Source organism: Sulfurospirillum sp. 1612, assembly GCF_036556685.1.
In the GTDB taxonomy this organism is placed as follows: domain Bacteria; phylum Campylobacterota; class Campylobacteria; order Campylobacterales; family Sulfurospirillaceae; genus JAADIZ01.
The window spans coordinates 942,165-966,913 of sequence record NZ_CP140614.1; the positions used below are offsets into that span (position 1 = coordinate 942,165).

25 protein-coding genes and 1 pseudogene are annotated in these 24,749 nt (G+C 38.8%); 17 read left to right on the forward strand and 9 right to left on the reverse strand.

The features are described 5' to 3' along the window. Positions 1–38: 38 nt before the first annotated feature. From napA to SFB89_RS04730, 9 genes are all read left to right on the forward strand, one after another. Positions 39–2,867 (forward strand): nitrate reductase catalytic subunit NapA, encoded by a 2,829-nt coding sequence (napA, locus tag SFB89_RS04690; RefSeq protein ID WP_331775788.1) that lies wholly within the window; start codon positions 39–41, stop codon positions 2,865–2,867. 327 nt (positions 2,868–3,194) lie between these two features. Beyond that, positions 3,195–4,046, forward strand: a complete 852-nt coding sequence (napG, locus tag SFB89_RS04695) for a ferredoxin-type protein NapG (protein WP_331775789.1) — start codon at positions 3,195–3,197, stop codon at positions 4,044–4,046. After that, positions 4,039–4,854: a quinol dehydrogenase ferredoxin subunit NapH gene (gene napH / locus SFB89_RS04700; protein ID WP_331775790.1), complete on the forward strand. Its 816-nt coding sequence runs from the start codon at positions 4,039–4,041 to the stop codon at positions 4,852–4,854. Before napG ends, napH begins: the two co-directional genes overlap by 8 nt. 5 nt (positions 4,855–4,859) lie before the next feature. After that, positions 4,860–5,456, forward strand: coding sequence for a nitrate reductase cytochrome c-type subunit (locus SFB89_RS04705; RefSeq protein WP_443082183.1), 597 nt, complete (start codon positions 4,860–4,862; stop codon positions 5,454–5,456). Next, complete coding sequence (locus SFB89_RS04710; protein ID WP_331775792.1) at positions 5,457–5,957, forward strand: 4Fe-4S dicluster domain-containing protein; 501 nt, start codon at positions 5,457–5,459, stop codon at positions 5,955–5,957. A 4-nt stretch (positions 5,958–5,961) separates the two neighbouring features. Next, the gene (locus SFB89_RS04715; RefSeq protein WP_331775793.1) at positions 5,962–6,909 is read left to right on the forward strand and encodes a WD40 repeat domain-containing protein; all 948 of its coding nucleotides are present in this window, start codon (positions 5,962–5,964) and stop codon (positions 6,907–6,909) included. Further along, positions 6,909–7,262, forward strand: a complete 354-nt coding sequence (locus SFB89_RS04720; protein ID WP_331775794.1) for a chaperone NapD — start codon at positions 6,909–6,911, stop codon at positions 7,260–7,262. Before SFB89_RS04715 ends, SFB89_RS04720 begins: the two co-directional genes overlap by 1 nt. Positions 7,263–7,273: 11 nt before the next feature. Beyond that, the gene (locus tag SFB89_RS04725; protein ID WP_331775795.1) at positions 7,274–7,807 is read left to right on the forward strand and encodes a PAS domain-containing protein; all 534 of its coding nucleotides are present in this window, start codon (positions 7,274–7,276) and stop codon (positions 7,805–7,807) included. Positions 7,808–7,814: 7 nt separating this feature from the next. Next, the gene (locus SFB89_RS04730) at positions 7,815–8,183 is read left to right on the forward strand and encodes a Fur family transcriptional regulator (RefSeq protein ID WP_331775796.1); all 369 of its coding nucleotides are present in this window, start codon (positions 7,815–7,817) and stop codon (positions 8,181–8,183) included. On the opposite strand, the gene SFB89_RS04735 is transcribed toward SFB89_RS04730, so the two are convergent. Both SFB89_RS04735 and SFB89_RS04740 read right to left on the reverse strand, forming a co-directional pair. Beyond that, positions 8,172–8,729 carry a chalcone isomerase family protein gene (locus tag SFB89_RS04735; RefSeq protein WP_331775797.1) on the reverse strand — a complete coding sequence of 186 codons (558 nt, stop codon included), beginning with the start codon at positions 8,727–8,729 and terminating at the stop codon, positions 8,172–8,174. The two genes, SFB89_RS04730 and SFB89_RS04735, sit on opposite strands and share 12 nt — an antisense overlap. Continuing rightward, positions 8,726–9,286 carry an HD domain-containing protein gene (locus SFB89_RS04740; protein WP_331775798.1) on the reverse strand — a complete coding sequence of 187 codons (561 nt, stop codon included), beginning with the start codon at positions 9,284–9,286 and terminating at the stop codon, positions 8,726–8,728. The genes SFB89_RS04735 and SFB89_RS04740 overlap by 4 nt, the downstream gene beginning before the upstream one ends. Positions 9,287–9,363: 77 nt before the next feature. Here SFB89_RS04740 and SFB89_RS04745 point away from each other — a divergent pair, with 77 nt between their 5' ends. The 5 genes from SFB89_RS04745 to SFB89_RS04765 all read left to right on the forward strand — a co-directional run bounded on the left by SFB89_RS04745 (position 9,364) and on the right by SFB89_RS04765 (position 15,403). Further along, positions 9,364–10,071, forward strand: a complete 708-nt coding sequence (locus SFB89_RS04745) for a DUF445 domain-containing protein (protein WP_331775799.1) — start codon at positions 9,364–9,366, stop codon at positions 10,069–10,071. After that, on the forward strand, positions 10,068–11,189 hold the full coding sequence (gene trmA / locus SFB89_RS04750; RefSeq protein ID WP_331775800.1) for a tRNA (uridine(54)-C5)-methyltransferase TrmA: 1,122 nt from the start codon (positions 10,068–10,070) through the stop codon (positions 11,187–11,189). Before SFB89_RS04745 ends, trmA begins: the two co-directional genes overlap by 4 nt. A gap of 64 nt (positions 11,190–11,253) precedes the next feature. Further along, positions 11,254–11,688, forward strand: coding sequence for a CoA-binding protein (locus tag SFB89_RS04755; protein WP_331775801.1), 435 nt, complete (start codon positions 11,254–11,256; stop codon positions 11,686–11,688). Beyond that, the gene (gene ilvA, locus SFB89_RS04760; protein ID WP_331775802.1) at positions 11,685–12,896 is read left to right on the forward strand and encodes a threonine ammonia-lyase; all 1,212 of its coding nucleotides are present in this window, start codon (positions 11,685–11,687) and stop codon (positions 12,894–12,896) included. Before SFB89_RS04755 ends, ilvA begins: the two co-directional genes overlap by 4 nt. Before the next feature lie 239 nt (positions 12,897–13,135). Continuing rightward, positions 13,136–15,403 carry a glutamine--tRNA ligase/YqeY domain fusion protein gene (locus SFB89_RS04765; protein WP_331775803.1) on the forward strand — a complete coding sequence of 756 codons (2,268 nt, stop codon included), beginning with the start codon at positions 13,136–13,138 and terminating at the stop codon, positions 15,401–15,403. Positions 15,404–16,030: 627 nt separating this feature from the next. On the opposite strand, the pseudogene SFB89_RS11940 reads toward SFB89_RS04765, so the two are convergent. The 7 genes and pseudogenes from SFB89_RS11940 to SFB89_RS04795 form a co-directional block, all read right to left on the reverse strand. Continuing rightward, positions 16,031–16,156: pseudogene (locus tag SFB89_RS11940) on the reverse strand (hypothetical protein); the annotation flags it as partial. A gap of 123 nt (positions 16,157–16,279) precedes the next feature. Further along, entirely contained in the window at positions 16,280–17,002 is a 723-nt protein-coding gene (gene kdsB, locus SFB89_RS04770; RefSeq protein ID WP_331775804.1) for a 3-deoxy-manno-octulosonate cytidylyltransferase, read from the reverse strand. A 2-nt stretch (positions 17,003–17,004) separates the two neighbouring features. Further along, positions 17,005–18,483: a threonine synthase gene (gene thrC / locus SFB89_RS04775; RefSeq protein WP_331775805.1), complete on the reverse strand. Its 1,479-nt coding sequence runs from the start codon at positions 18,481–18,483 to the stop codon at positions 17,005–17,007. Between the two features lie 8 nt (positions 18,484–18,491). Then, the gene (argB, locus tag SFB89_RS04780; protein WP_331775806.1) at positions 18,492–19,337 is read right to left on the reverse strand and encodes an acetylglutamate kinase; all 846 of its coding nucleotides are present in this window, start codon (positions 19,335–19,337) and stop codon (positions 18,492–18,494) included. Between the two features lie 82 nt (positions 19,338–19,419). Continuing rightward, positions 19,420–20,352, reverse strand: coding sequence for a tetraacyldisaccharide 4'-kinase (locus SFB89_RS04785; protein ID WP_331775807.1), 933 nt, complete (start codon positions 20,350–20,352; stop codon positions 19,420–19,422). Next, positions 20,345–21,481 carry a DegT/DnrJ/EryC1/StrS family aminotransferase gene (locus SFB89_RS04790; protein WP_331775808.1) on the reverse strand — a complete coding sequence of 379 codons (1,137 nt, stop codon included), beginning with the start codon at positions 21,479–21,481 and terminating at the stop codon, positions 20,345–20,347. Before SFB89_RS04790 ends, SFB89_RS04785 begins: the two co-directional genes overlap by 8 nt. Before the next feature lie 22 nt (positions 21,482–21,503). Beyond that, positions 21,504–22,307 (reverse strand): NAD+ synthase, encoded by an 804-nt coding sequence (locus SFB89_RS04795; RefSeq protein ID WP_331775809.1) that lies wholly within the window; start codon positions 22,305–22,307, stop codon positions 21,504–21,506. A gap of 247 nt (positions 22,308–22,554) precedes the next feature. Between SFB89_RS04795 and SFB89_RS04800 the strand changes: the two genes are divergently transcribed. From SFB89_RS04800 to SFB89_RS04810, 3 genes are read left to right on the forward strand one after another with little or no spacing between them, the layout of a single operon-like run. Continuing rightward, positions 22,555–23,112, forward strand: coding sequence for a pyruvate flavodoxin oxidoreductase subunit gamma (locus SFB89_RS04800; protein WP_331775810.1), 558 nt, complete (start codon positions 22,555–22,557; stop codon positions 23,110–23,112). A 10-nt stretch (positions 23,113–23,122) separates the two neighbouring features. Then, a complete protein-coding gene (locus tag SFB89_RS04805) occupies positions 23,123–23,518 on the forward strand; it encodes a 4Fe-4S dicluster domain-containing protein (protein ID WP_331775811.1) in 396 nt (131 codons plus the stop codon). After that, positions 23,518–24,735: a 2-oxoacid:ferredoxin oxidoreductase subunit alpha gene (locus SFB89_RS04810; RefSeq protein WP_331775812.1), complete on the forward strand. Its 1,218-nt coding sequence runs from the start codon at positions 23,518–23,520 to the stop codon at positions 24,733–24,735. Before SFB89_RS04805 ends, SFB89_RS04810 begins: the two co-directional genes overlap by 1 nt. The last annotated feature ends 14 nt before the right edge of the window (positions 24,736–24,749 follow it).

Genomic DNA, 24,749 nt, shown 5'->3' on the forward strand with positions numbered 1-24,749 from the left:
TGTTACTATTTGTTTGAAAATACAAATAGGAGGTAAGAATGTCATTATCAAGAAGAGATTTTTTGAAATCAACTGCTGCGGCAAGTGCGGCGGCTGCTGTTGGCATCTCAATCCCCAAAGATGCGCTCGCCGCATCTGAGGCAACTCAAAAGGATTGGAGATGGGATAAGGCGGTTTGTAGGTTCTGCGGTACCGGTTGTGGTATCATGATGGCTACAAAAAATGGAAAGATTGTTGCCGTGAAAGGTGATCCTGCCGCTCCGGTCAATCGAGGATTGAACTGTATTAAAGGGTACTTTAACGCCAAAATCATGTACGGCGCCGACAGATTAACCCAGCCACTTCTTAGAGTTGATGCAAATGGTAACTTTGATAAGCATGGTAGATTTGCACCGATTAGCTGGAAACGCGCATTTGATGAGATGGAAAAACATATCCGATACGCGTTGAAAAAAAGTGGTCCAGAAGGAATCGGAGTCTTCGCCAGTGGTCAATATACCGTCATGGAAGGATATACCGCTCTCAAAATGATGAAGGGTGGATTTAGATCCAATGCCATTGACCCAAATGCCAGACATTGTATGGCCTCAGCAGTTGTTGGCTTCTACCAAACTTTTGGAATCGATGAGCCAAGCGGTTGTTATGATGACATTGAACTTACCGATACGGTTGTGACTTGGGGTGCTAATATGGCAGAGATGCATCCGATTCTCTGGTCTCGAGTTACGGATCGTAAACTAACAGACCCAGAACGAGTTAAAGTGGTCAATCTCTCTACCTATACATCAAGAACTTCAGATTTAGCAGATATTGAAATCATTTTTAGCCCCAATACTGATTTAGCAATTTGGAATTATTTAGCGCATGAAATTGTTTATAATCATCCCGAAGCCATTGATTGGGATTTTGTCAAAGAGCATATGATTTTTGCCGTAGGGCCTGTTAATATCGGATACGGTATGAGACGAAAAGGTGAGAAATCTATCACTCCGGTGAATGCTGATGGCAGTGCAGGAAAATACAGCGCCTTAGAGATGGAAACCATTAATAAAGAGATGGCCAAAAAAGTTTCTGCCAAAGAAGCCCCTTCACTAGCACCTTATGGCTATAAAGAAGGCGATGTGATGGAAAATATCCCAGGAACACTCAAACATTGGGAAATCTCTTTTCAAGAGTACAAAAAATCACTGGCTCCTTTTACATTGGATTATGTTGCTAAAATATCAAAAGGTGATCCCAACGAATCCTTAGAAGATTTCAAGAAAAAGCTCCAAGCATTGGCTGATCTTTATGTCGAAAAAGGCAGAAAAGTCGTGAGCTTTTGGACGATGGGTATGAACCAACACACTAGAGGAACGTGGGATAATACTCTCTCTTACAATGTTCACTTTATGTTAAATAAACAAGCCAAACCCGGCAGTGGTGCATTCTCCCTAACCGGACAACCAAGTGCGTGTGGAACGGCTAGAGAAGTGGGGACGTTCTGTCACAGACTCCCAGCAGATCTCATGGTAGCCAATCCAAAACACCGAAAAATTGCTGAGAAAAAATGGGCCGTGCCAGAGGGTACGATCAATCCTGTGGGCGTACAACATATCATGAAAATTCATAGAGATATCGAAGATGGATTGATTAAATTCGCTTGGGTTAATGTCTGTAATGCTTACCAAGATAGTGCGAGTGCCAATCATTGGATCAAAGCTGCTCGTGAGATGGACAACTTCATCGTGACTAGTGATGGATATCCGGGAATCTCCGCAAAAGTTTCTGATCTTATTTTACCAAGTGCTATGATTTATGAAAAATGGGGTGGCTATGGTAATGCAGAGCGACGAACGCAGTTGTGGCGACAACAAGTCCTCCCTGTTGGTGAAGCGATGAGTGATACTTGGCAATGGGTAGAACTCTCCAAACGATTTACCGTCAAAGACCTTTGGGGAGCATACGCGCCATCAGGTCCTAGAAAAAAAGCGCTTCCAGATGTCATCGCAAAAGCAAAAGCAATGGGATATAACGAAGATACGACAATGTTTGAAATTTTGTTTGCAAATGATAAAGCAAAAAGTTATAAAATCGATCTTAATAAATTTCCACAAAAAGGATTTGATAATTCAGAATGTATCGGTGATGCTAGAAATGTTATCGGTAGTGATGGGAAAGTCTTCAAAGGTTATGGTTTTATGCTTCATGAATATCTTTTTGAAGAGTATGCGAGCTTTGGTCGTGGTCATGGACATGACTTGGCACCATTTGATATCTACCATAGAGTACGAGGACTCAAATGGCCTGTCGTTGATGGCAAAGAGACCCAATGGCGCTTTAATGTCAAGTATGATCCGTATGCAAGAAAAGCCAATCCAGATGGCGATTTTGCCTTTTATGGACCACTTGCAAAAGCACTGCCATCAGGCGATTTACAAGGTATTAAAGACAAAACGAAAAAATCATTAAAAAATAAAGCAAAAATCTTTGCCCGTCCTTATATGGATCCACCAGAAATGCCAGATAGTAACTACAATATGTGGCTCTGTACGGGTCGTGTTTTGGAACATTGGCATAGTGGTACTATGACGATGCGTGTGCCAGAACTTTATCGTGCTGTTCCTGAAGCTCTTTGTTATATGAACCCACTTGATGCTAAAGAAAAAGAGATAAAAGAGGGCGAATTGGTATGGGTTGAGAGTCGCCGTGGTAAAGTCAAAGCACGTGTACAAACCAGAGGAAGAAATAGACCAGCACAAGGCTTGGTTTTTGTTCCGTGGTTTGATGAAAAAGTATTTATCAATAAAGTCTGTCTCGATGCGACATGTCCGATGTCAAAACAAACAGATTATAAAAAATGTGCGGTTAAGATCTACAAAGCATAAAAAGTGCGTGAATTGATAGATGCATACGACCGCAAGGTTGTGCTTTAGTAGTGCGTGAATTTTAAAGGAATTTACTTCCTGAGTTGATAAATTCATACGACCGCAAGGTTGTGCTTTAGTAGTGCGTGAATTTTAAAGGAATTTACTTCCTGAGTTGATAAATTCATACGACCGCAAGGTTGTGCTTTAGTAGTGCGTGAATTTTAAAGGAATTTACTTCCTGAGTTGATAAATTCATACGACCGCAAGGTTGTGCTTTAGTAGTGCGTGAATTTTAAAGGAATTTACTTCCTTTAAAAGATGTATAAAATGAAAAAGAGGTTTGTTTTGAAGAGTCCTAAATCAAAAAAAATAAAGATAAGTGAGCGAAGGAGATTTATCTCTTTAGTAACTCAAAGTATCGGGATTACGGCTTTGGGTGGTTTTATTTGGAGTGGTTATTTGCAAGAGGCAAAAGCGACTCCTTTGATATTGCGACCACCGGGAGCTTTGAAGGAAGATGATTTTCTAAAGACGTGTATCAAATGTGGATTGTGTGCTGAGGCGTGCAAGAACAGAAGCTCCAATCCTGATCAAACGCATCAAACTTCGACTTTGATTATGGCAAAGCCCGGAGATGGGATGCCAATGGGGACGCCTTATTTTATACCGCGCTCAATTCCTTGTACGATGTGTGAGGATATCCCCTGCGTAGAGGCTTGTCCGAGTGGATCTTTGGATAAAAATCTTTTGATTGATATGGCAAAAAATCGAACCAAAATGGATATTAATAAAGCGAAAATGGGCGTGGCGATGATCGATCCTCACGCATGTATTGCTTATTGGGGAATCCAATGTGATGCCTGTTTTCGTGCGTGTCCTCTTTTGAATACCGCCATTACACTAGAGTTGAAGAAAAACGATCGGACGGGTAAACATGCCATGTTGCTTCCATTTGTACACGCTGATGCGTGTACGGGATGTGGATTGTGCGAACATGCTTGTGTGACCGAAAAGGCAGCGATTCGTGTCTTGCCTGTTGAGGTGGCACTTGGAAAAGCTGGAGATCGTTATATAAAAGGCTGGGATAAAGCAGATGAAAATCGACTCGAAGGGGTCTCAACCAAAACAACAACTCAAACTAAACGCAGTGCTAAAAATCCGACAGATTATTTGAATGAAGGGGTGAGTTATGAGTAAATATAGATTTTTATTGGCTCGCCGTACCACTCAGATTATGATCTTGGTTTTGTACTTTGGCGCCAATGCCTATGGCTGGAAGATGTTAGCCGGAACCCTGAGTTCTTCTACGATATTAGGAACGATTCCCTTAGCGGATCCGTTTGCGATTTTGCAAATGCTAGTAGCCGGAGCAACTCTGGGCGCTGATATTTTACTGGGCGGTTTGATTATTTTGCTCTTTTATGGCTTGATTGGCGGTCGCGCTTTTTGCAGTTGGGTTTGCCCTATCAATATGGTCACAGATAGTGCCAATTGGCTGAGGAGAAAACTCTATCTTGATGATGCCGAGCGCAAAGTATGGGTGAGCCGAAAAGTTCGCTATTGGGTTTTAGGACTCACGTTGATTGTCTCAGCGATTGTCGGAGTTGGTGCTTTTGAATTTGTATCACCGATTACCATCCTCAATCGAGGTATTGTTTTTGGTTTTGGTATGAGTATGGCCGTCGTAGCGGTGATATTTTTATTTGATTTGTTTGTGCTAAAAAACGGCTGGTGTGGACATATTTGCCCCCTTGGAGGATTTTATTCTCTTGTCGGTAAATTTGCTCCCTTGAGCGTCATGCACAATCAGGCCAATTGTACACTTTGTATGAAGTGTAAAGATATCTGTCCTGAGAAACAAGTGCTCCATACCATTGGCAAAAAAAGTGGCAAAATAGTGGACATTGAGTGTACCAATTGTGGTCGATGCATCGAAGTTTGTGAAGATGATGCCCTAAAATTTACGATATTTGATATAACAAAAGATATAAAAGGAGAGATATAATGAAGATTAAAAAACTATTGATCGGTTTATCGGTATTGGTTGTCATGACCATAGTAGGTTGTGCGACAAATCCGACAGTCAGCGAAAACTCGCTGGGCTTGAGAAAAACCAATATCTATACCGAAAATGATACAACGGTTCAAAAGATTGATTATACCAAAGCCGCTCCCGGTGAGGCTAAGGTTTATGAACGTTCATTTGAAAATGCACCGCCATTGATTCCACATAGTGTTGAAGGGCTGCTACCTATTACGAAGAACAATAACTCGTGTTTGGGTTGTCATATGCCAGAGATTGCTCCAAGTGTCGGTGCTGTGGCTATACCAGAGTCCCATTTTGTATCGTTTCGACCAAAAACTAAGATTGAAGCCAATGGCACAGAGTTAAAAGATGGAATTGTAGTTGTGAACACTGCCAATATCCCTGCGCCAATCGATAAGCTCCACAAGCTCAATGACGCGCGATTTAATTGTTCGCAATGTCATGTGCCTCAAGCCAATATCAAACCATTGGTCAAGAACAATTTTGTACCAGAATTTACATCAAAAGATGGAAAACATAAATCCAATCTTTTAGATGTTCTTAATGAAGGCGTGAAGTAGATGGATTCCAAGAGGCGAGGGTTTTTCAAAACACTCTCACCCTATAAAGATAGAGACGAGTCGGCAGTTGAACCGATTCGTCTGCCTTATCATCATGATCCCTTGTTGTTTGAGTCCGTATGTGTTACCTGCGAGTCCAAACCTTGTGCCACTGTTTGTGATGAAAACATTATCATGATAACACAAGATGGCTCCCCGGCATTGGATCTTTCAAAAAGAGGGTGTACTTATTGTGAGGAGTGTGCAAAAGCTTGTGATCGTGGCGTATTAGATCCTAATATACAAGACAAACAGATCAAAGCGCAGGTTTCTTTGAATATTGGAAAATGCATTGCTTGGGATCAAGTTATTTGCTCATCTTGCGCGGATGTATGTTATGATAAGGCGATCAAATTTTTGGGAATGCTAAGACCAGAGATTGTCCAAGAAAATTGTACAAATTGTGGTTTTTGTATCGGAGTGTGCCCCACAGAGGCAATAGAAATAAGTGCAAAAAGGTAAAAAAATGAGACTATTATTATTACTTTTATTATGTTTGCAGAGTGTTTTTTCTATGAATTTAAAACCCATAGAAACCATCAAGATGCAAGGTGCGGTGATTGATCTTGAAAATATCGGTGATCGATTGTATATTGGTACAGATGCTGGCAAAATGAGTGTTTATGATATCACACAAAATAAGATTGTCAAAACCATTACTTTGGAAAAAATCCATGATTTTATGGATGATTTGATGCCGCCGAAGATTTATAGCGTTGATGCTATGGGAGACAAAATCCTTCTACTCTCTGAGGGTGAAAATGGCGTCAAAAATCTCTTTATAGAAGATAATGGTGTATTGAAAAAAGTTTTGGGCAAAAAAGATCATCTTACGATGAGTAAAGCGAAGTTTATCGATAAAGATCATGTCTTCATCGGTCTTTTGAGTAATGAAGTGCTCTTATATGATCTCAAAAATAAAAAGATTATATACCAAGAGCAATTGAGTCAATCTAAATTTTCAGATTTTGCACTCAATGAAGATAAAACAAAAGCGGTGATTGCATGTGAATCAGGTATTAATTATTTGATTGATACAAAAACAGGTAAGCACATCAGAACGTTGGAAGGCGCTAATAAAGATAATGTATTTAAAATCGCTTACAAAAATGGAAGGGTTGCCACAGCAGGCCAAGATCGCATTGGAGCAGTCTATCGGGTCAAAGATGGTAGTTATATCGAGTTTCATGCCCCTTTTTTGATTTATTCTGTGGGACTCAATCATGATGCTTCTTTAGTCGCATTTGCTTTTAATGACAACAATGATATTGCGATATTTCGTACGGATTCTTCACAAAGAGTTTACACGCTTATCGGTCAAAAAAGCACGATGAATACCATCATATTTTATGACAAAAAAACAATGTTCTCAAGCAGTGATGATAAATATATAATGAAATGGAGATTAAAATAATGAATATATCCAGTATTGTAGTCCAAGTGTTACCCAAATATATGGACGGCGTTTTAGAGATTTTGAAAAATGCACAGTTTTGTGATTATCATTATCATGATAGTGAAACAGGTAAAATTATCGTGACGATTGAAGGCGAAAGTGTTGATGATGAAATCCGTAATTTGAAAATTATCCAAGGAATCGAACATGTGATTGCCGCAGATATGATGATGAGCTATAGCGAGGATGAACTCGATCGTGAAATCAAAAAATTAGAAGCGCAAAATGCCGTACCGGAGATGTTAAATGATGATACGATAGAAGCGAAAGATATCGTTTATCATGGTGATTTGAAAAAGAAAAATATATAAAGGAGTGCCTTATGAAAGCATCGCAAACATTTATAGAAACCCCTGTCCCACAAGACGAGCTTATCATCTCCCGCACAGACTTAAACGGTAAAATCACTTATGCCAATAAAGTTTTTGCTGATATTTCAGGATACGAACCTGAAGAATTAATCGGGAAAAGTCACAATATTATCCGTCATCCTGATATGCCAAAGTCAGTATTTAAAGCACTATGGGAGACCATCAAAAGTAAAAAAATGTGGAGTGGCTATGTCAAAAATATGAGAAAAGATGGTGGGTATTATTGGGTTTATGCTGAAGTATCACCGCTTTATAAAGATGGCAAGATTATCGAATACAAATCCATGCGCACGCCCATCAGTGATGAAAAAAAGATAGAAATTCAAAAAAAATATGATGCCATGCGAGCCAGCGAAGAGGGAAGTGTTCGGATTGTAGCTAACATATCGACAGAAAATGACAGCAAATTGATGCAATATGCAGCGGACAAAAAAATCAGTAAGGACGCGGCACTAGATAGTATTTTAGGAGATTATTTGTTATAATACTAGTATGACAATTAATCAAATAATAAAAAATAGCAATCTCAAATTGACATCAGCACGTATTGAAATTTTAGAGATTTTGTTGACAAAAAACAAGCCCATATCTTATGAGGATATCAAAAACTCTCTGACGATGGATAAGGCGACTTTTTATCGTAATATCGCAAAATTCGAAGAAAATGCGATTATTAGAAGCTTTGAGGCGAATGATAAAAAACGCTATTTTAGTTTAGAGCAAAATTTCCACCCCCATTTTATCTGTACAAAATGCCATACCATCTCTTGCCTCAATGAGACACAAATCGTAGAGATGGATGATTATAAAATCGAAAGTATTGTGATTAAAGGCATTTGTCCTAAATGCCTACAATCCTAACATTGCTTGCTTGAGACTTTGTTGTGCTGGTTTATCACAAAACCAGATTCCAAAGAGAGCCTTTTTAAAAGCCAACCCTTTGATGATTGTCGCAAGTTTTTGATTTTTATATATGTGCACGCCCGTTTTGGGTTCATAAAGAAAACGATAAATATCTCCATTTCGAATTTTTTCATGAAAGACATGTAAAAATGTATTGATATCCTTTTTTAACGGCGTGATATTTCCCTGCGTTGCATTTTCAAATCCCTCTAGCGTAGCACTCACCATTTTATCCGTACTGATTAGAGATGATGTGATGTGTAAGGTCATCTCCATAGTATTGTTAGCATCAATGATGGCATGGGCATCGTGTGTTTTATGTTGCACGTACAAAGCACCGACATAAAGATCAAAAAAGAACTTATTTCTAATACCTGCTCCGTTGAGTTGAAGTGCGGGATTTTGGATGGTATTAGGTATCTTAATACCACTAATCTCTTTGGCATCTAATGCCGTAAAAAAACAAAAACTGATACCTATTATGCCTATGATGAAATATCTCATTTGATATCCAGCCCTAATACGGTTGCATTGTTACGCATCGCTAGGATGACTTCTTGGATTAAATCTCCCAATTCCATATCAAGCATCTCAGCCCCTTTTGTGATGACTTCTCGACTCGCTCCCGCAGCAAAAGATTTTTGTTTGAATTTTTTCTTCACCGATTTGACTTCTAAATCCATCACTGATTTTGAAGGACGTACCAAAGCACACGCAGTAATTAATCCGGTCAATTCATCCACCGCATAAAGGGTCTTCTCCATTGGTGAGAGGGGTTCGATATCGGTACACATTCCATAAGCATGAGACATGATAGCACGGATGATTTCATCACTGTAACCTAGGGGTGTCATAATCTCTTGGGTTTTATAGCAGTGTTCATCAGGAAATTGTTCATAGTCTAGATCATGTAACAGTCCTACAATTCCCCATTTCTCTTCATCTTCACCAAACTTTTTGGCAAAATGGCGCATGGCAGATTCGACAGCTAGCCCATGGGTGATGAGTGCATCTGTGTTGTATTGTTTGAGTAAATTAAAAGCATCGTCTCGCGTTGGCATTGTCGTAACTCCTATAAAATTTTGGGATATTTTAGCCTTTTTTGTATATAATTGCAAAAAAAACTAGGAACGTGAATATGAATAAAAGTTTGGCTACAGATATCATCAGTATCGTATTGATTGGCATCTCATTTATGGTGCCGCAACCCTACAAGCACTTGCTTCTATATGCAGGTCTCTTTGCTTTATCTGGTGCTATTACCAATCAGATTGCGATTCATATGCTATTTGAAAAAGTGCCGTTTTTTTATGGTTCAGGCGTTATAGAGGCGCGTTTTGAAGCTTTTAAGGCATCGATTAAAAATCTCATGATGCACCAATTTTTCACAAAAGAGAAAATCGATGAATTTTTTGAAAAAGAGGAACGCAAGATTGATTTGACGCCGATTATCAATGAGAGTGATTTTTCTCCGGCCTTTGATGCATTGGTTAAAACCGTGATGGAATCTTCATTTGGTGGGATGTTGGGTATGTTTGGTGGCGAAAATGCCCTCGCTTCGCTTAAAGAGCCTTTTTGTGAGAAGCTTAAAACATCAGTTTTGACAATTACACAAAGCGAAGATTTCAGTGCTAAGATGGATGCCTATGTCAAAGAAGCTGGTATGAGTGAGGGGATGTTGGTCTCCATTGAGGCGATGATTGATAAGAGACTGGATGAATTAACTCCAAAAATCGTCAAAGAGATTGTGCAAGATTTTATCAAAGAGCACTTAGGTTGGCTCGTCATCTGGGGTGGATTTTTCGGTGGTGTGATTGGAATAATCTCTGCTGGATTTTTAAAATGACATGCCAGTATTTTGGGATTTGTGGCAGTTGCAAACTCTATGAACTCTCCTATGAAGAACAAATAGCCCAGAAGAAAGAGACGATTCGTGAGCAATTTGAGCCTTTAGGGATTGAAGATTTTGAATTTTTTGCCTCTAAAGAATCACACTATCGTGCGCGTGCAGAGTTTCGTATTTGGCATACGAATGAGCGGATTGATTATGGTATGCACAAAATGCAAGGTCACGGTATCGTGACCATTAAAGAGTGTCCCAAAGTCGATGCACAGATTTTTGATATGATGCCGCGTCTTTTGGCGTATTTGCAAGACCATGAACTTTTGAAGCGTAAATTGTATGCCATAGAGTTTCTCTCTACATCACAATCTCTGTTGGTGACGCTGATTTATCACCGTCCTATCGACGAGGCGTGGGAGCAAGAAGCCAAAGCGTGCGCACAAACACTTCATATCAATATCGTCGGAAGAAGTAAAAAAATCAAAAAAATCATAGGCAATGATTTTGTGATGGAGCATCTTCAAATCTTTGATGAAACGTATCGATATCAAATCCTCGAAGGGGGATTTTCGCAACCAAATACGACGATTAATCAAAAGATGATTGAGTGGGTTTTAAACGCGGTTCACTCTAGTAGAGATTTATTGGAACTGTATTGTGGACATGGAAATTTTACGATGCCATTGAGTCAAAAATTTGATAAAGTTCTGGCGACTGAAATCTCCAAAACATCGATTAATGCAGCACTGACAAATTGTGAGCTTAATGGAATTGATTCGATTCAATTCGTACGCATGAGTGTTGAGGAGTTAACCGCAGCATTACAAAAAGAGCGAGAGTTTTATCGGCTGAAAAATGTTCATTTGGATGATTATGATTTTTCTCATGTTTTTGTCGATCCTCCACGTGCTGGTATTGATGAGAAGAGTTTGCAATTTATCTCCCAATTTGAAAATATCATCTATATCTCATGCAACCCCCTAACACTCAAACGGGATCTTTTAATACTCACCAAAACGTTTGACGTTGTGAAATTTGCTGTCTTTGATCAATTTCCTTATACAAACCATATAGAATCTGGTATAATTTTACGCAGAAAACAAACACTGACAAATTCATGACTTCTGATCACTCAATCCGCTTGATTTTTATTTGAATTTGAATACATTATGAAAGGAAAAAACTATGGAATGTCCAATGCCTACTATCAATACCAATGATATAAAAGAGATAAAAAAGATTTTTGATGAGGTACAAAGTATTGCGATTATTGGTCTCTCTCCTGATGAGAGTAAAGACAGTAATAAGGTCGCGCGTTATTTGCAACAAGAAGGTTTTAAGATTATTCCTGTTTATCCTAAAGAAGAGACGATTTTAGGTGAAAAAGTGTATCGAAGCCTTAGTGAAATCGACGAACGCGTTGATATGGTCGATATGTTTCGTAAACCTGCTATTGCTGATAGTTTGTTGGAAGAAATCTTAAAACGTGATGATGTCAAAGTATTTTGGTTGCAATTAGGAATTGTTAATAATGAAGCGTGTGAAAAAGCAAAAGCAGCAGGGCTCACCGTCGTGCAAAATAAATGTTCCAAAGTAGAACATCAAAGGTTGGCTGTATGATAGAACTGAGTGAAATAATACAAGCCAAGAGATTAATCGCCGATGTCGTCTCCAAAACACCCTTTGTTTATGCGCCTCTTTTAAGTGAAAAAGTTGATGCTAAAATATTTTTAAAAAAAGAAAATCTCCAACTCACCGGTGCTTATAAGATACGGGGAGCTTTTAATAAAATCGCGTCATTAAGTGATGAAGAAAAACAAAAAGGCGTCATCGCAGCCAGTGCGGGGAATCATGCCCAAGGTGTTGCTTATAGTGCCAGACATTTTGGTATCAAAGCGACGATTATTATGCCTGATGCTACTCCATTGCTAAAAGTCTCTGGTACCAAAGATTTAGGTGCTGAAGTCATTTTACATGGTAATAATTATGATGAAGCTTATGCTTATGCACTCAAATATGCCAAAGAAAATGGCATGACTTTTATCCATCCATTTGAGGATGATAAAGTCATCGCAGGACAAGGTACGGTTGCGATTGAGATGCTCGATAAAATTCGTGATCTCAATACTATCTTAGTACCAATCGGTGGTGGCGGACTCATCAGTGGTGTCGCCTCAGCCATCAAACAAATTGATCCCAAAATTCGTGTTATCGGCGTCACTTCTAAAGGGGCACCGGGGATGTATAACTCATTTAAAGCCGGTAAAGCAATCAACTCAAAAAGCGTGAGAACGATAGCTGATGGTATTGCCGTTCGTGATGTTAGCGAGAAAAATCTCGCACATATCTTAGAGTTGGTTGATGATATTATTCAAGTTGATGAAGAAGAGATTGCTAGTGCGGTTTTATTTCTTTTGGAAAAACAAAAAATTATCGTAGAAGGGGCGGGTGCCGTTGGTGTGGCGGCTATCCTTCATCACAAAGTTGATTTGAAGAAAAATGAAAATGTTGGTATTGTGCTCAGTGGTGGTAATATCGATGTTCAGATGCTCTCTGTCATCATTGAAAAAGGTTTGATGAAGTCACACCGAAAGATGAAGCTACTCATCACTTTGATTGATAAACCGGGTGCTTTGATGTATTTGACCGATATCTTACGCGATGCCAATGCCAATATCATCCAAATCGATTATGATAGGACATCGACCAAGCTCGCTTATGGAGATGCCAAGATTACCATCGTGCTTGAGACCAAAGGAAAAGAGCATCAAGCAGAAATCAAACAGATGTTAGAGAACAATCACTACCCTTTTGTCGTAGAACTTTAAAAAGTGAGCCGGTGTATCTACACGGGCTTACTGATGCGGCAAATCGCGGGAAATTGGCTTATTTGTTTAAAATTTGAGCCAGTTTTCCCCAATAAATAGCCAAAAAAATGATAAAATCTCAATACAAAAAATGCTAAGATGAATCGATTGAACTCATGCAATGTGACGCGCTGTTTCATTACATTTTAATTAATATAGAGTGTGATAAAATATGCTAATTAAACGAAAAGGTACAATAATTGACACAAAATAAAGATTTTTTACGTACAATAGTCGAAGAGGATTTAAACTCGGGAAAATACAAAGAAATCGTGACCAGATTTCCACCAGAACCCAATGGCTTTCCTCACATCGGACACGCGAAATCCATCGCGATAAACTTTGGTATTGCGCGTGATTATCAAGGATATTGTAATCTTAGGATGGATGATACCAATCCGACCAAAGAGGATACCAAATACGTCGAAGCACTCAAAGATGCCGTGCAATGGTTAGGGTTTGAGTGGCATGATGAGGTCTATTTTACTTCAGATTATTTTCCAAAACTTTATGAGTATGCGATACAACTTATCAAAATGGGCAAGGCTTATGTGGATAGTCTCAATGAAGAGGAGATACGAGAATACCGTGGCAGTGTGACAGAAGCGGGCAAACGCAGTGAATATGCTAATCGTAGTGTTGAAGAGAATTTAGAACTCTTTGAAAAGATGAAAGATGGTGTATTCAAAGATGGCGAACATGTCCTAAGAGCCAAGATTGATATGAGTGCGGCCAATATGAAGATGCGTGATCCACTCTTATATCGCATCCGACATGCCCATCATTTTAGATCTGGCGATGCGTGGTGTATCTATCCGATGTATGATTTTGCCCACTGTTTGTCTGATTATATCGAAGGGGTGACGCACTCAATTTGTACTTTGGAATTTGAAAATAATCGTGAGATTTATGATTGGTTGCTTGATACGCTTGAGCTTGATCCTCCCCGTCCTTATCAGTATGAGTTTGCGCGTCTTGGTATTAATTACACGGTGATGAGTAAAAGAAAGCTGTTGGAGTTAGTACAAGGCAATTATGTGAGTGGCTGGGATGATCCTCGTCTTCCAACTCTCGCAGGGTATCGAAGAAGAGGATATACGCCTGAGGCGATTTTAAATTTTTGCGATCAAATTGGTATTGCCAAAGCCAACTCGACGGTTGATGTGGCGCAACTGGAATTTTGTATTAGAGATGATTTGAATCAAAAAGTTCCTCGCGTGATGTGTGTCCTTGATCCGCTTAAAGTTACCATCGAAAATTATGAAGGCAGTGAGATGATTGAAGCCTCTTACTATCCTCATGATGTTCCCAAAGAGGGCTCGAGGTTGCTTCCTTTTTCAAAAGAAATTTATATAGAACGTGATGATTTCATGGAACATCCACCCAAAGATTATTTTCGTTTGACTCCTCATCAGCCCGTACGCTTGAAAAATGCTTATATCATCGCGTGTACGGAAGTCCTCAAAGATGAAAAGGGACGCATTATCGAAATCAAAGCCAAATACTATCCTGATTCCAAAAGTGGTTCTGATACGAGTGGCATTAAGACCAAAAGTGCGATTCATTGGGTTAGCGCCAAAGAGGCAAAAAAAGTTGAAATACGATTGTATGATCGGTTGTTTAAGGTTGAAGCACCTGAGGGGATTGAAGATTTAAATCCAAACTCATTGCAAATTATCAAAGAGGCTATGATTGAGCCCTCTGTGATTACCGAAAAGCTAGATGAGCGATTTCAATTTGAGAGACAAGGATATTTCTATGAAGATCCTATCGATTCTACTGATGATAAACCGGTCTTTAATAAAATTGTCGGCTTAAAAGATTCTTGGGCCAAAAAGAAAAAAGTTGCCACACCGCCTGCGCCGAAACCAACTGCGCCAAAACCAAAAAATAAAAAGCCAGCCAGTGCTAAAGTGGCGATGTCACTGAACGCAACGCAACAGAAGCGATTTGATTATTATCGTAAATTGGAACTTAATAGCGAAGTAGCGACGATTCTAGCATGTGATGCGCAGCTTTCCTCTTTTTATCATGATGCGCTATCAGAGTATAGCAGCCCTGTGAGTTTGGCAAATATGATCGTCACAGAGGTGGCAAGAGAGCTCAAAGAAAAGCCCATAGAGGCTTTAAAATTTGATGCAAAACAGATTGCACAACTTGTGAAAATGATCGATGATGCGACCATTTCAAGTAAAATTGCAAAACAAGTTTTTGAACAGATGTCTCAATCTGGGAAAAATCCTGCTGAGATTGTCGAAGAAAAAGGCTTGGTACAAATTAGCGATCCTGCAAAAATTTCACCAATTGTTGATGAAGTGTTTGCGAAAAATCCTGAAAATCTTGCTAAATTTAAAGCGGGAAATGAGAAACTTTTTGGTTTTTTTGTCGGACAGGTTCTCAAAAATAGCGGAGGAAAAGCCAACCCACAAGTGGTTAATAAACTGGTAAAAGAAAAATTAAGCAAATAAACTTTAAAAAAAGGTGCCATGGGATAAAACAGCTTGGTACCTTTATCTCTTTATTAAGCAGAGTAAAACTATAATGATAAAGTTAGGTAAACTCCTGTAAAAAGTAGTCTGTCTCTATTCCTCCTATTTCGGTTGCTACGCATCAGACATGACAGGATACAGAAAGGATTGATCACTTGGAATTGAAAAAACTACTGAATTATTTGATATTATTTTCCGGAGCGATACTTATCCTTATAGGAATTATATTTGTTTTTATGTATGTTTGGGAAGGAATTATCATAAGGATAGGGAGTCCAGATCAGTCTCTTATCTTTTGGTATTTACCGATTTTTTTTATAGGAATTATAGGGATTATGGGAGGTGTTGCAATGCTAGTTTACGGACTCAATCGCATAAAGAATCTCACCAAATAATTAGAGAGTTAAAAGTAGCCTGTCACTTTTTATTTCATTTTAGGCATTTAAAAGTCAGTTGTCTAATATATATAACACAAACCATATCATCTAAATAATATTTTTTGGATATTTCAATATTCTCTATATCACTAAAAATACTACTGTCAATAGCTTTATCTTCTCTTGCTTTTGCCCAAAGAAAGTCAACATCCACTTTAAATATCAATAACTAATCATTTTTTACATGAAGAGATTCAAACTCTTTCATATCACCTTTTAATGGATGTCTTTGATATAAACTATCTATCTTTTCACTAGATTGTAGTTTGTTGATAATTATCTTTAAAATCTCAAAATCACTCTTTGTGTATTTTCCACATTTTTAATCTCTCAAAATATCTTTTTTAAAAGATTTTTCAATCTTAATCTCTAGATAGTTTAACTTAACGTAAGTGATAGTTTGCCAAAGGCGTGACTTTTATTTGTCTTTGAATTGCTTTAGCGCTTTTTCTAAATCCTCTTTAGTATCAATGCCAAAGCTTTGGCTTTGTACTTCTATCATCGCGACTTTTTTATCATGATAAATCGCACGCAGTTGTTCTAGTTTTTCGATATTTTCCAAAGGAGAAGCAGGCAAAAGGCAAAATTCATGAAGCGATTTTTTGGTAAAGCCATAAATACCAAGATGCCCAAAATAGTGGTCGTTTTTCTCTCTTTCATAAGGAATCTTGCTCCTTGAAAAATAGATTGCATTGCCTTTGACATCAGTAATCACCTTGACAAGATTAGGATCATTGGCCGCCTCATCGCTGATAATTTTATAGCAACTTGTCATCATGATATCTTCATGATGACTCAGAGCGTGTTGTACTCGATTGATAACTTTTTGGACGACTTCTGGCTCAATAAAGGGCTCATCTGCTTGGACATTGATGATGACTTCATCATCAGGTAAAGAGAGTTGCATCAGGGCTTCATTGATTCTATCAGTGCCACTTTGGTGGGCTTTACTGGTCAAACACGCTTGAAACCCATAATCTTTTGCCAATGAGACAATCTCATCAGAATCGGTGGCGATGGCGACTTCATCAAGATTTGAGACTCTTTTGGCCGTAGCGATGACCATCGGAAGGCCATTGATATTGGCTAAGACTTTATTGGGAAAACGGTTTGAAGCGATTCTCGCAGGAATAAGTATCATGATTAACCTTTGATAAAATGCAATATTTCTTGTTCGATTTGTTCTTGATCGACGATTTTATCATGAACGATTTTTTTATCAAAAAGTTCTTGAATCATCCCCGGTATTTTTATTTTCATCGCACTGCTGAAATCTCGGAGTGCTTCAAAATCATTATATTTTTTATTCTCTTCTTTGAGGGCGCTGATCATCGTAGGAGCAAATTTGGTCCACTCTGCTGTTGAGCAAGCAATCACGGGAATCTCTGTTTCACCAAGAGCATCGTATGCTTTGATAGTCGTGGCCGTATGCGGGTCTAAAACATAGTTTTTCTCGGCATATTTCTTGATGGTTTTTTTAGCGAAATCATCATCAGAATAAACCGCAGCAAAATCTTCTTGCAATAGCGCTAACTCTTTTTGCGTGAGTTGATAGAATCGATTGGTTTTGAGATTGTCCATCAATTCTTTACAACGAGTGGCTCCAAATTTATCATATAAAACACGCTCTACATTAGAAGAAATCAAGATATCCATCGCCGGTGAGGTGGTTTGCAGCAATGTTCTTCCTCGAAGATCATAAATGCCGGTATTGATAAGATCGGTGAGAATATTATTGATGTTAGAGGCAATTAAGATTTTTTTGATTGGTAATCCCATCTTTTTAGCATAATAAGCACCCAGAGCGTTGCCAAAATTACCACTGGGGATGATTTGATAAAAAGGTGCATTTACTGTGATTTTATTCTGTTTTATCAGATTGACATAGCCAAATATATGGTAGATGATTTGAAAGATGATTCTTCCGAAATTCACCGAATTAGCCGCACTGAGTTTAACCTGGTGTTTGTCTAACTCTTTTTGAAAAGATTCAGATGCTAGGAGCGATTTAAGCGAGTTTTGTGCATCATCAAAATTACCATGAATACCTAAAACTTTGAGATTTGATGCCTCTTGGGTGACCATTTGGAGGCGTTGCACATCGCTAGTACCACCATCAGGATAGAGACAAGCGACTTTGATATTGGGTTTATTGGCAAAGGTATCAAGTGTTGCAGGACCGGTATCGCCACTGGTTGCAGCCAAAATCAAGTAGTTTTCTTTTTGTTTTTGTGCCACGTGTGAGAGGATGTATCCAAAAGGTTGCAATGCCATATCTTTGAAAGCGCGCGTCGGGCCGTGATAGAGCTCATTGATATAGAGATTTTCTTCGATTTGTTTTAGTGGTACTGGGTCATTTGCATTATCAAAATTGTCATACAGTGCCAGCGCCTTATCTATCACTGTCGTATCGATATCGATGTTGAATTTTAAAAGAATCGTTTTGGCGATTTCCTTATAATTTTGGGTTTGTGCCTTAGCAAAAAAATCTGCGTCAAGTTGCGGCAAAGTCTCAGGAATATACAATCCGCCAAAACTCGCACTGGGATTTAATATTGCATAAGAAAACGCTACTTTTTCTGGTTTGTGTCCGTCATTTCCTCTGGTTTCTATAAACATCATGTCCTCTTCTATTTGATATTGGTTCCGATTCCATCACTGGTAAAAAGCTCTAATAAGATAGAGTGTTCAATCCTGCCATCGATAATATGGGCACTCTTGACGCCACCTTGTAAGGAGGCCAGGCACGCATCGGTTTTTGGAATCATACCGCCATGAATGGTGCCATTTCTTTTGAGTGCTTTGATATCTTCTTGGTTTAAGACAGATAGTAATTTTTTCTCTTTATCTAAGATTCCCGTAGTATCTGTTAAAAATATAATTTTTTCTGCGTTGAGTGCGACGGCAATCTCACTCGCTGCTAAATCAGCATTGACATTGAATCCTGGATGATTACTGCCTCCTGCTGCGATAGGTGCGATGACGGGGATAAAGTTTTGGGCTACAAGGTCATCGATGACACTGCGTCTGACATGGGTGATTTCACCTACTAATCCATATTTGCCATTTTCCAAAGCGCGGGCTTGCATGAAGCTGGCATCTTTGCCGGTAATTCCAATCGCTTTGGCTCCGTTAAAATTCAAGAGATTGGTGATTTCTTTATTGATATGCCCACCTAAAACCATCTCAACCACTTCCATAATCTCATCATCAGTGACACGTAATCCATCGACAAAATGACTATTAATCGCAAGTTTGTCTAGGAGATTATTGATTTTTTTGCCCCCACCGTGTACGATAATAGGTTTGATACCGACTAAGTACAATAAGACGACATCTTGGGTAAATTTTTCTCTTAGCGCCGGAACTTCTTGGGCGCTACCGCCATATTTTATTACAATAGTTTTTTTATTAAAAAGTCTGATGTACGGCAAGGCATCCATCAGAATTCTGGCTTGTTGTATCTTCTCTTCCATATTTTGTCTCCTTTATCCGGTACAAAATCCAAACTAAATTTCTCTTTGTTTACACGAAATCTTCTGCTGTAAATTTTGGATTTTACCTAAAATTGGCTAAAAATGCGTTGATTTTATCGATGGCGCTTTGTTTTATTTCAATGTTTAGCTTCATGATAGAGAGATTAAAACCAAAAGCTTCCATTTTGACTGCATCCTTTGTCGTGGTTAAGATAGAAGTGGCATGAAATCGGCTCATGATTTTGGAGAGTTCTTCTTCATGATATGCATGATGGTCTTCAAAATAGACTTTTCCTATGAGATTTTTAGGCAAATATTCATCGAGCCGGTTAGGTTTTGAAATGCCCGTGACCAGTACCATCTGCTCAGTGGCATTCTCGATGTTCACGACTCTTTTAAAATCCACATCTTCTTGTAATACCAAATCAGCATCATGATAGAGATAAATGGGTTCCCGATACGCACCACTTGGAATACAAAAAGGGAGTTTTGGCTCGCGTTTTGGTCGAATTAAAATATCAAATTTTTTAATATAAGCTTTACTAAATCCATCATCTAAAAGGATGATGTTACAGCCAAGACTTTTGGCATATTGTATGGCTTCACTGCGGTCTTCTGAGACGATGACGGTCGCGTGGGGGAGTGATGTCGCATACTCCATCGCTTCATCTCCGCTTTGGAATACATCACAGTATATTTTATGATTATGGGCGACAAGTTTCATCCCCTGAGTTTGCCGACCAAATCCTCTCAGTATGATAGCGACATGGTCATAATGCTTTGCTATCTCGATGGTAAGGGGAGTTTTGCCACTACCTCCTAAGGTCAAATTACCAATACTGATGATGGCAACTCCAAAATCTCTCTGTTTGGCACATACTCTTTTACAAATAACAATAAGGGAGTAGATGATGCTAAGTGGAAGTAATATGAGTGCGAGGAGGTAATGCCACAAAGTGGAAGGATAGAAAAGATACGTTTCTATCCAGAGTGTTATTTTTGCTTTATTAAACACGAGTTTTGGAAATATCGATAATCTGTTCGCAAATATAATGAACCTCGCTATCTTTGAGGCCATGATAGATTGGCAAAGAGAGGATTTTTTGATAATTACTCAAAGCTTTTGGAAAATCATTGACTTTGATAGAATATTTTTGTTTATAATAACTCAAAAGATGAATCGGTATATAATGCAATGAAGTGTTAATACCCCGTTCTTTTAACTCTCGTGCAAAACTATCTCGGTTTTTATCCACCTTGATGATGTATTGATTATAGGTGTGATCACGTTTTTGTATAGGCGTATTGACATGAGGACAGTCTTTGAGTTCTTTGTCATAAATTTTAGCAATTTGTTGGCGTCTTTTGATGAATTCTTCGTTTTTTTCTAATTGTGCCAATGAATAGGCCGCATTGAGTTCATTGAGATCATATTTGAGCCCAATATCGACGACATCATAAACATAGCCAAGGTTCCCATGGGCATCCCAACCATCATTGACGATGGCATGATTGCGAAGCAGTGAGGCTCTGTCTTTGAGATTTTCATTGTTTGTTGCTAAAATCCCACCACTGGCAATAGCATGTTTCATTTGTGGTGAAAATCGAAAGGTTGTGATATCCGCTTTGAGTCCGCCGATTTTTTTGCCATTATACGTAGCGCCCATCGCATCGGAGGCATCTTCGATGATATTGATATTATAGAGTTTTGCAATCTTATAAAGTTTATCCAGATCTGTTGGTTGTCCAGCGATATGATTAATAAAAGCACCTTTTAGTTTTTTGCTGCGATTTTTTTCCAAAATATTCTCAAGATTATCCAAGTCGATATTAAAATCATCTTCATCAATATCTACAAAAACAGGCTCGGCATCAAAATGTCGAATGACCTCAGCCACAGAAGGAAAAGAGTTCACCGAACAGATGATTTTATCGCCACGTTTAAGATCAAGAGCACACATAGCAAGATGCATAGCAGACGTACCGTTATTGGTGCTGATGGCATTTTTACTACCGATATACTGTGCGAACTGTTCTTCTAATTTTCGAGAGATTTTTGTTTCATTTAACTCTAGCACATCTTGTACATAGGTCTTCTCTCGTATGTCGATGGAAGGTTTATAAAATGGTATCTCTTTATTCATAAGGGTATCCTTTATATAGTGATTATAACTTTATATCGCGTGGATATAAAAAATCATGTCCAATGGTACGGTGACTGATTTTGGCAATGATAGGCATTTTTCTTTTAAATTGATTTCTATAAATTCTATTTTGAATGAGCGCGATGATCTCAGACTCAAAACCTGCATCTAGCATCTCTTGTTCATTCATGCGTTTATCAACAAAAGCATGCAAGGCCTGGTCGAGGTCAGCATAAGAAAATCCAAGATCTGCTTCATCGCTTTGGCCTTCCCATAAATCAGCAGAAGGGGGCTTTGAAATGATAGATTGAGGGACGCCAAGATATGTGGCAAATTCAAAAATCTCTGTTTTGTACAAATCGCCAATAGGATTAATGGCACTTGCAAGATCTCCAAATAACGTTCCATATCCAAGTAATAGCTCACTTTTATTGCTAGTCCCAAGGACGAGTGCGTGCTCTTTGGCTGAAATATCATAGAGGATTGACATCCTCACACGGGCACTAAAATTACCGATACGCAGGTTGTCTGCATCAGAATCTTTAAAATAAGTGCTGATAAGAGGTGCTATGGAGACAGTTTCATATGCAATATCAAATGCATTACAGAGTGTTAGGGCGTCATCTAAGCTCGAATCACTTGAAAAAGAAGAGGGCATCATGATACCTAATACATCTTTCCCAAAAGCCTTTTTTGCTAAAACAGCAACAACAGCAGAATCAATACCGCCACTAATGCCAAGCACTACCTTTTTCAGAGACGTTTTATAAACCTCATCTCGTAAAAATTTTATGATATATGATTCTATTAATTCGTATTTTTTCAAACAAACCCTTAAATTTTAGAAAGATTATTCAAGATAGATTATACTGAAGAAATTATTAATTTTCTCTTTTAAATATAGTTAAATTGTTTAAGGTTTGTGTAAAATAGACAAAAGTTTACAAAAAGTTTAAAATATAAACTTAAAAAAACAATTTAAAGCTAAATTTAAGGTAAGATAAAATAGTATGAAAAAATTTCTATTTTATGACACCAGAAATGCTCTCATTTGAAGATAATAAGGAGAATCAATGTTAGAAATTAGATGGCACAGTCGCGCAGGACAAGGTGCAGTCACAGGAGCCAAGGGATTGGGCGATGTGATTGCCAATACAGGCAAAGAAGTGCAAGCATTTGCATTTTATGGTTCCGCCAAAAGAGGCGCTGCTATGACGGCTTATAATCGGATTGATGATCAACCTATTATCAATCATGAGAAACATATGGTTCCAGATTATGTGCTAGTGATTGATCCTGCTTTGGCATTATCAGCCGATATCACCGCACATGAAAAAAACACCACACGATATATCGTGACGACACACTTGTCGAAAGAGGCGTTAATCAAACAGGTACCAAAGCTTGCCGGTAAGCAAGTTTTTACGGTGGATTGTATGAAAATCTCTATGGAGACGATAGGACGAGCCATCCCCAATACACCGATGTTAGGGGCTTTGATGAAAGTCTCAGGGATGTTTGATGTTGAATATTTTAAAAATGCGATGCTTAAAGTACTAAGTAAATTTCCACAAGCCGTGATTGATGCCAATATGGCGGCAATTGATCGTGCCTACAACGAAGTAAAATAAAGGGGCTAGAATGGACTATTTAGGATGGGATCAAGTAGAAGCAGGTGCCGTATTACCGTCATTTGATGAGGTAAAAGGAGATATTGCTTTGCTAAAACAGGCAGAACGAGATTATGCACCAACCAATTCTTATACCGCAAGTGTTGCAGATTGGCGAGTCTTTAAGCCGGTATTTAATCGCGATCTTTGTATTGATTGTCAAAATTGTTGGGTTTTTTGTCCCGATACTGCGATTATTGCTGTGGATAAGAAAATGGTGGGAATTGATTATGAACATTGCAAAGGATGTGGTGTGTGTGTGGATGTGTGTCCAACCAATCAAAAATCACTGCTTATGTTCGATGAAAATGAAGATAATGACAGGGCATTGCAAAATTGGCCAGAGAAAATAAAGAAGGAAAAGTAATGGCAGAAAAATTAAAATTACAAGAAGTGGAAGTTTGGGATGGAAATATGGCCTTTGCTCAAGCGATGCGACAAGCACAAATCGATGTCGTTGCTGCTTATCCCATCACCCCATCGACTCCGACGGTTCATGGTTATGCTAAATTTTTATCTGATGGTTATATTGATGGCGAATTTGTATTAGTGGAGAGTGAGCATGCTGCGATGAGTGGCTGTGTCGGAGCTGCCGCTGCGGGTGGAAGAGTCGCGACGGCGACGAGTTCTCAGGGGTTTGCCCTGATGGTTGAGGTGCTGTATCAAGCCGCAGGTATGCGGTTGCCTATCGTTTTGGCTCTTGTTAATCGTGCGCTTGCCTCTCCTTTGAATGTCAATGGAGACCATTCAGATATGTATTTAGGACGAGATGCTGGCTGGATCATGATAGATGCATTCAATGCCCAAGAAGCGTATGATTTGATGTTGATGGGCTTTAAAATAGCAGAAGATTTAAGTGTAAGATTACCGGTTATGATTAATCAAGATGGTTTTATTACCTCGCATACGGCACAAAATGTTAGACCTTTGCAAGATGAAGAGGCTTATGAATTTATAGGAGAATACCAATCGGTCAATCCGATGCTTGATTTTTCACATCCTGTGACGTATGGGGCGCAAACAGAGGAAGATTGGCATTTTGAATTTAAGGCACGACAACATAAAGCACTCATGGATTCCAAGGCGTGTATCCAAGAGGTTTTTGAATCATTTAAAACCGTGACTGCAAGAGAATACAATATCGTAGAAAGTTATGAGATGGACGATGCCCAAATCGCGATTGTAGCCCTTGGCAGTACGGTTGAGAGTGCCGTGTTTGCAGCAAGAAAATTGCGAGAAGAGGGCATCAAAGCCGGAGTGGTGGCCCCACGATTGTTACGACCATTTCCTTATGAGGCCATCAAAGACGCCCTGAAAGATGTCAAAGCGATTGCGACACTCGATCGATCATCACCCGGTGGTGCTCTTGGTATGCTCTATAATGAAATCAGTGCGGCACTGTATCAAGGGGATAATCGACCGATTATTAATAACTATATTTACGGCTTGGGTGGTAGAGATATGACACAAGAAAATATTATGGAAATTTTCAGAGATATCAAGAAAAATGCCGATGCTGGGAAACTGGTCACACCATTGCAACAGTTTAGTGGACTTCGCGGTCCTAAACTCTCTTTCTTTTAAATAGGAGTAAACAG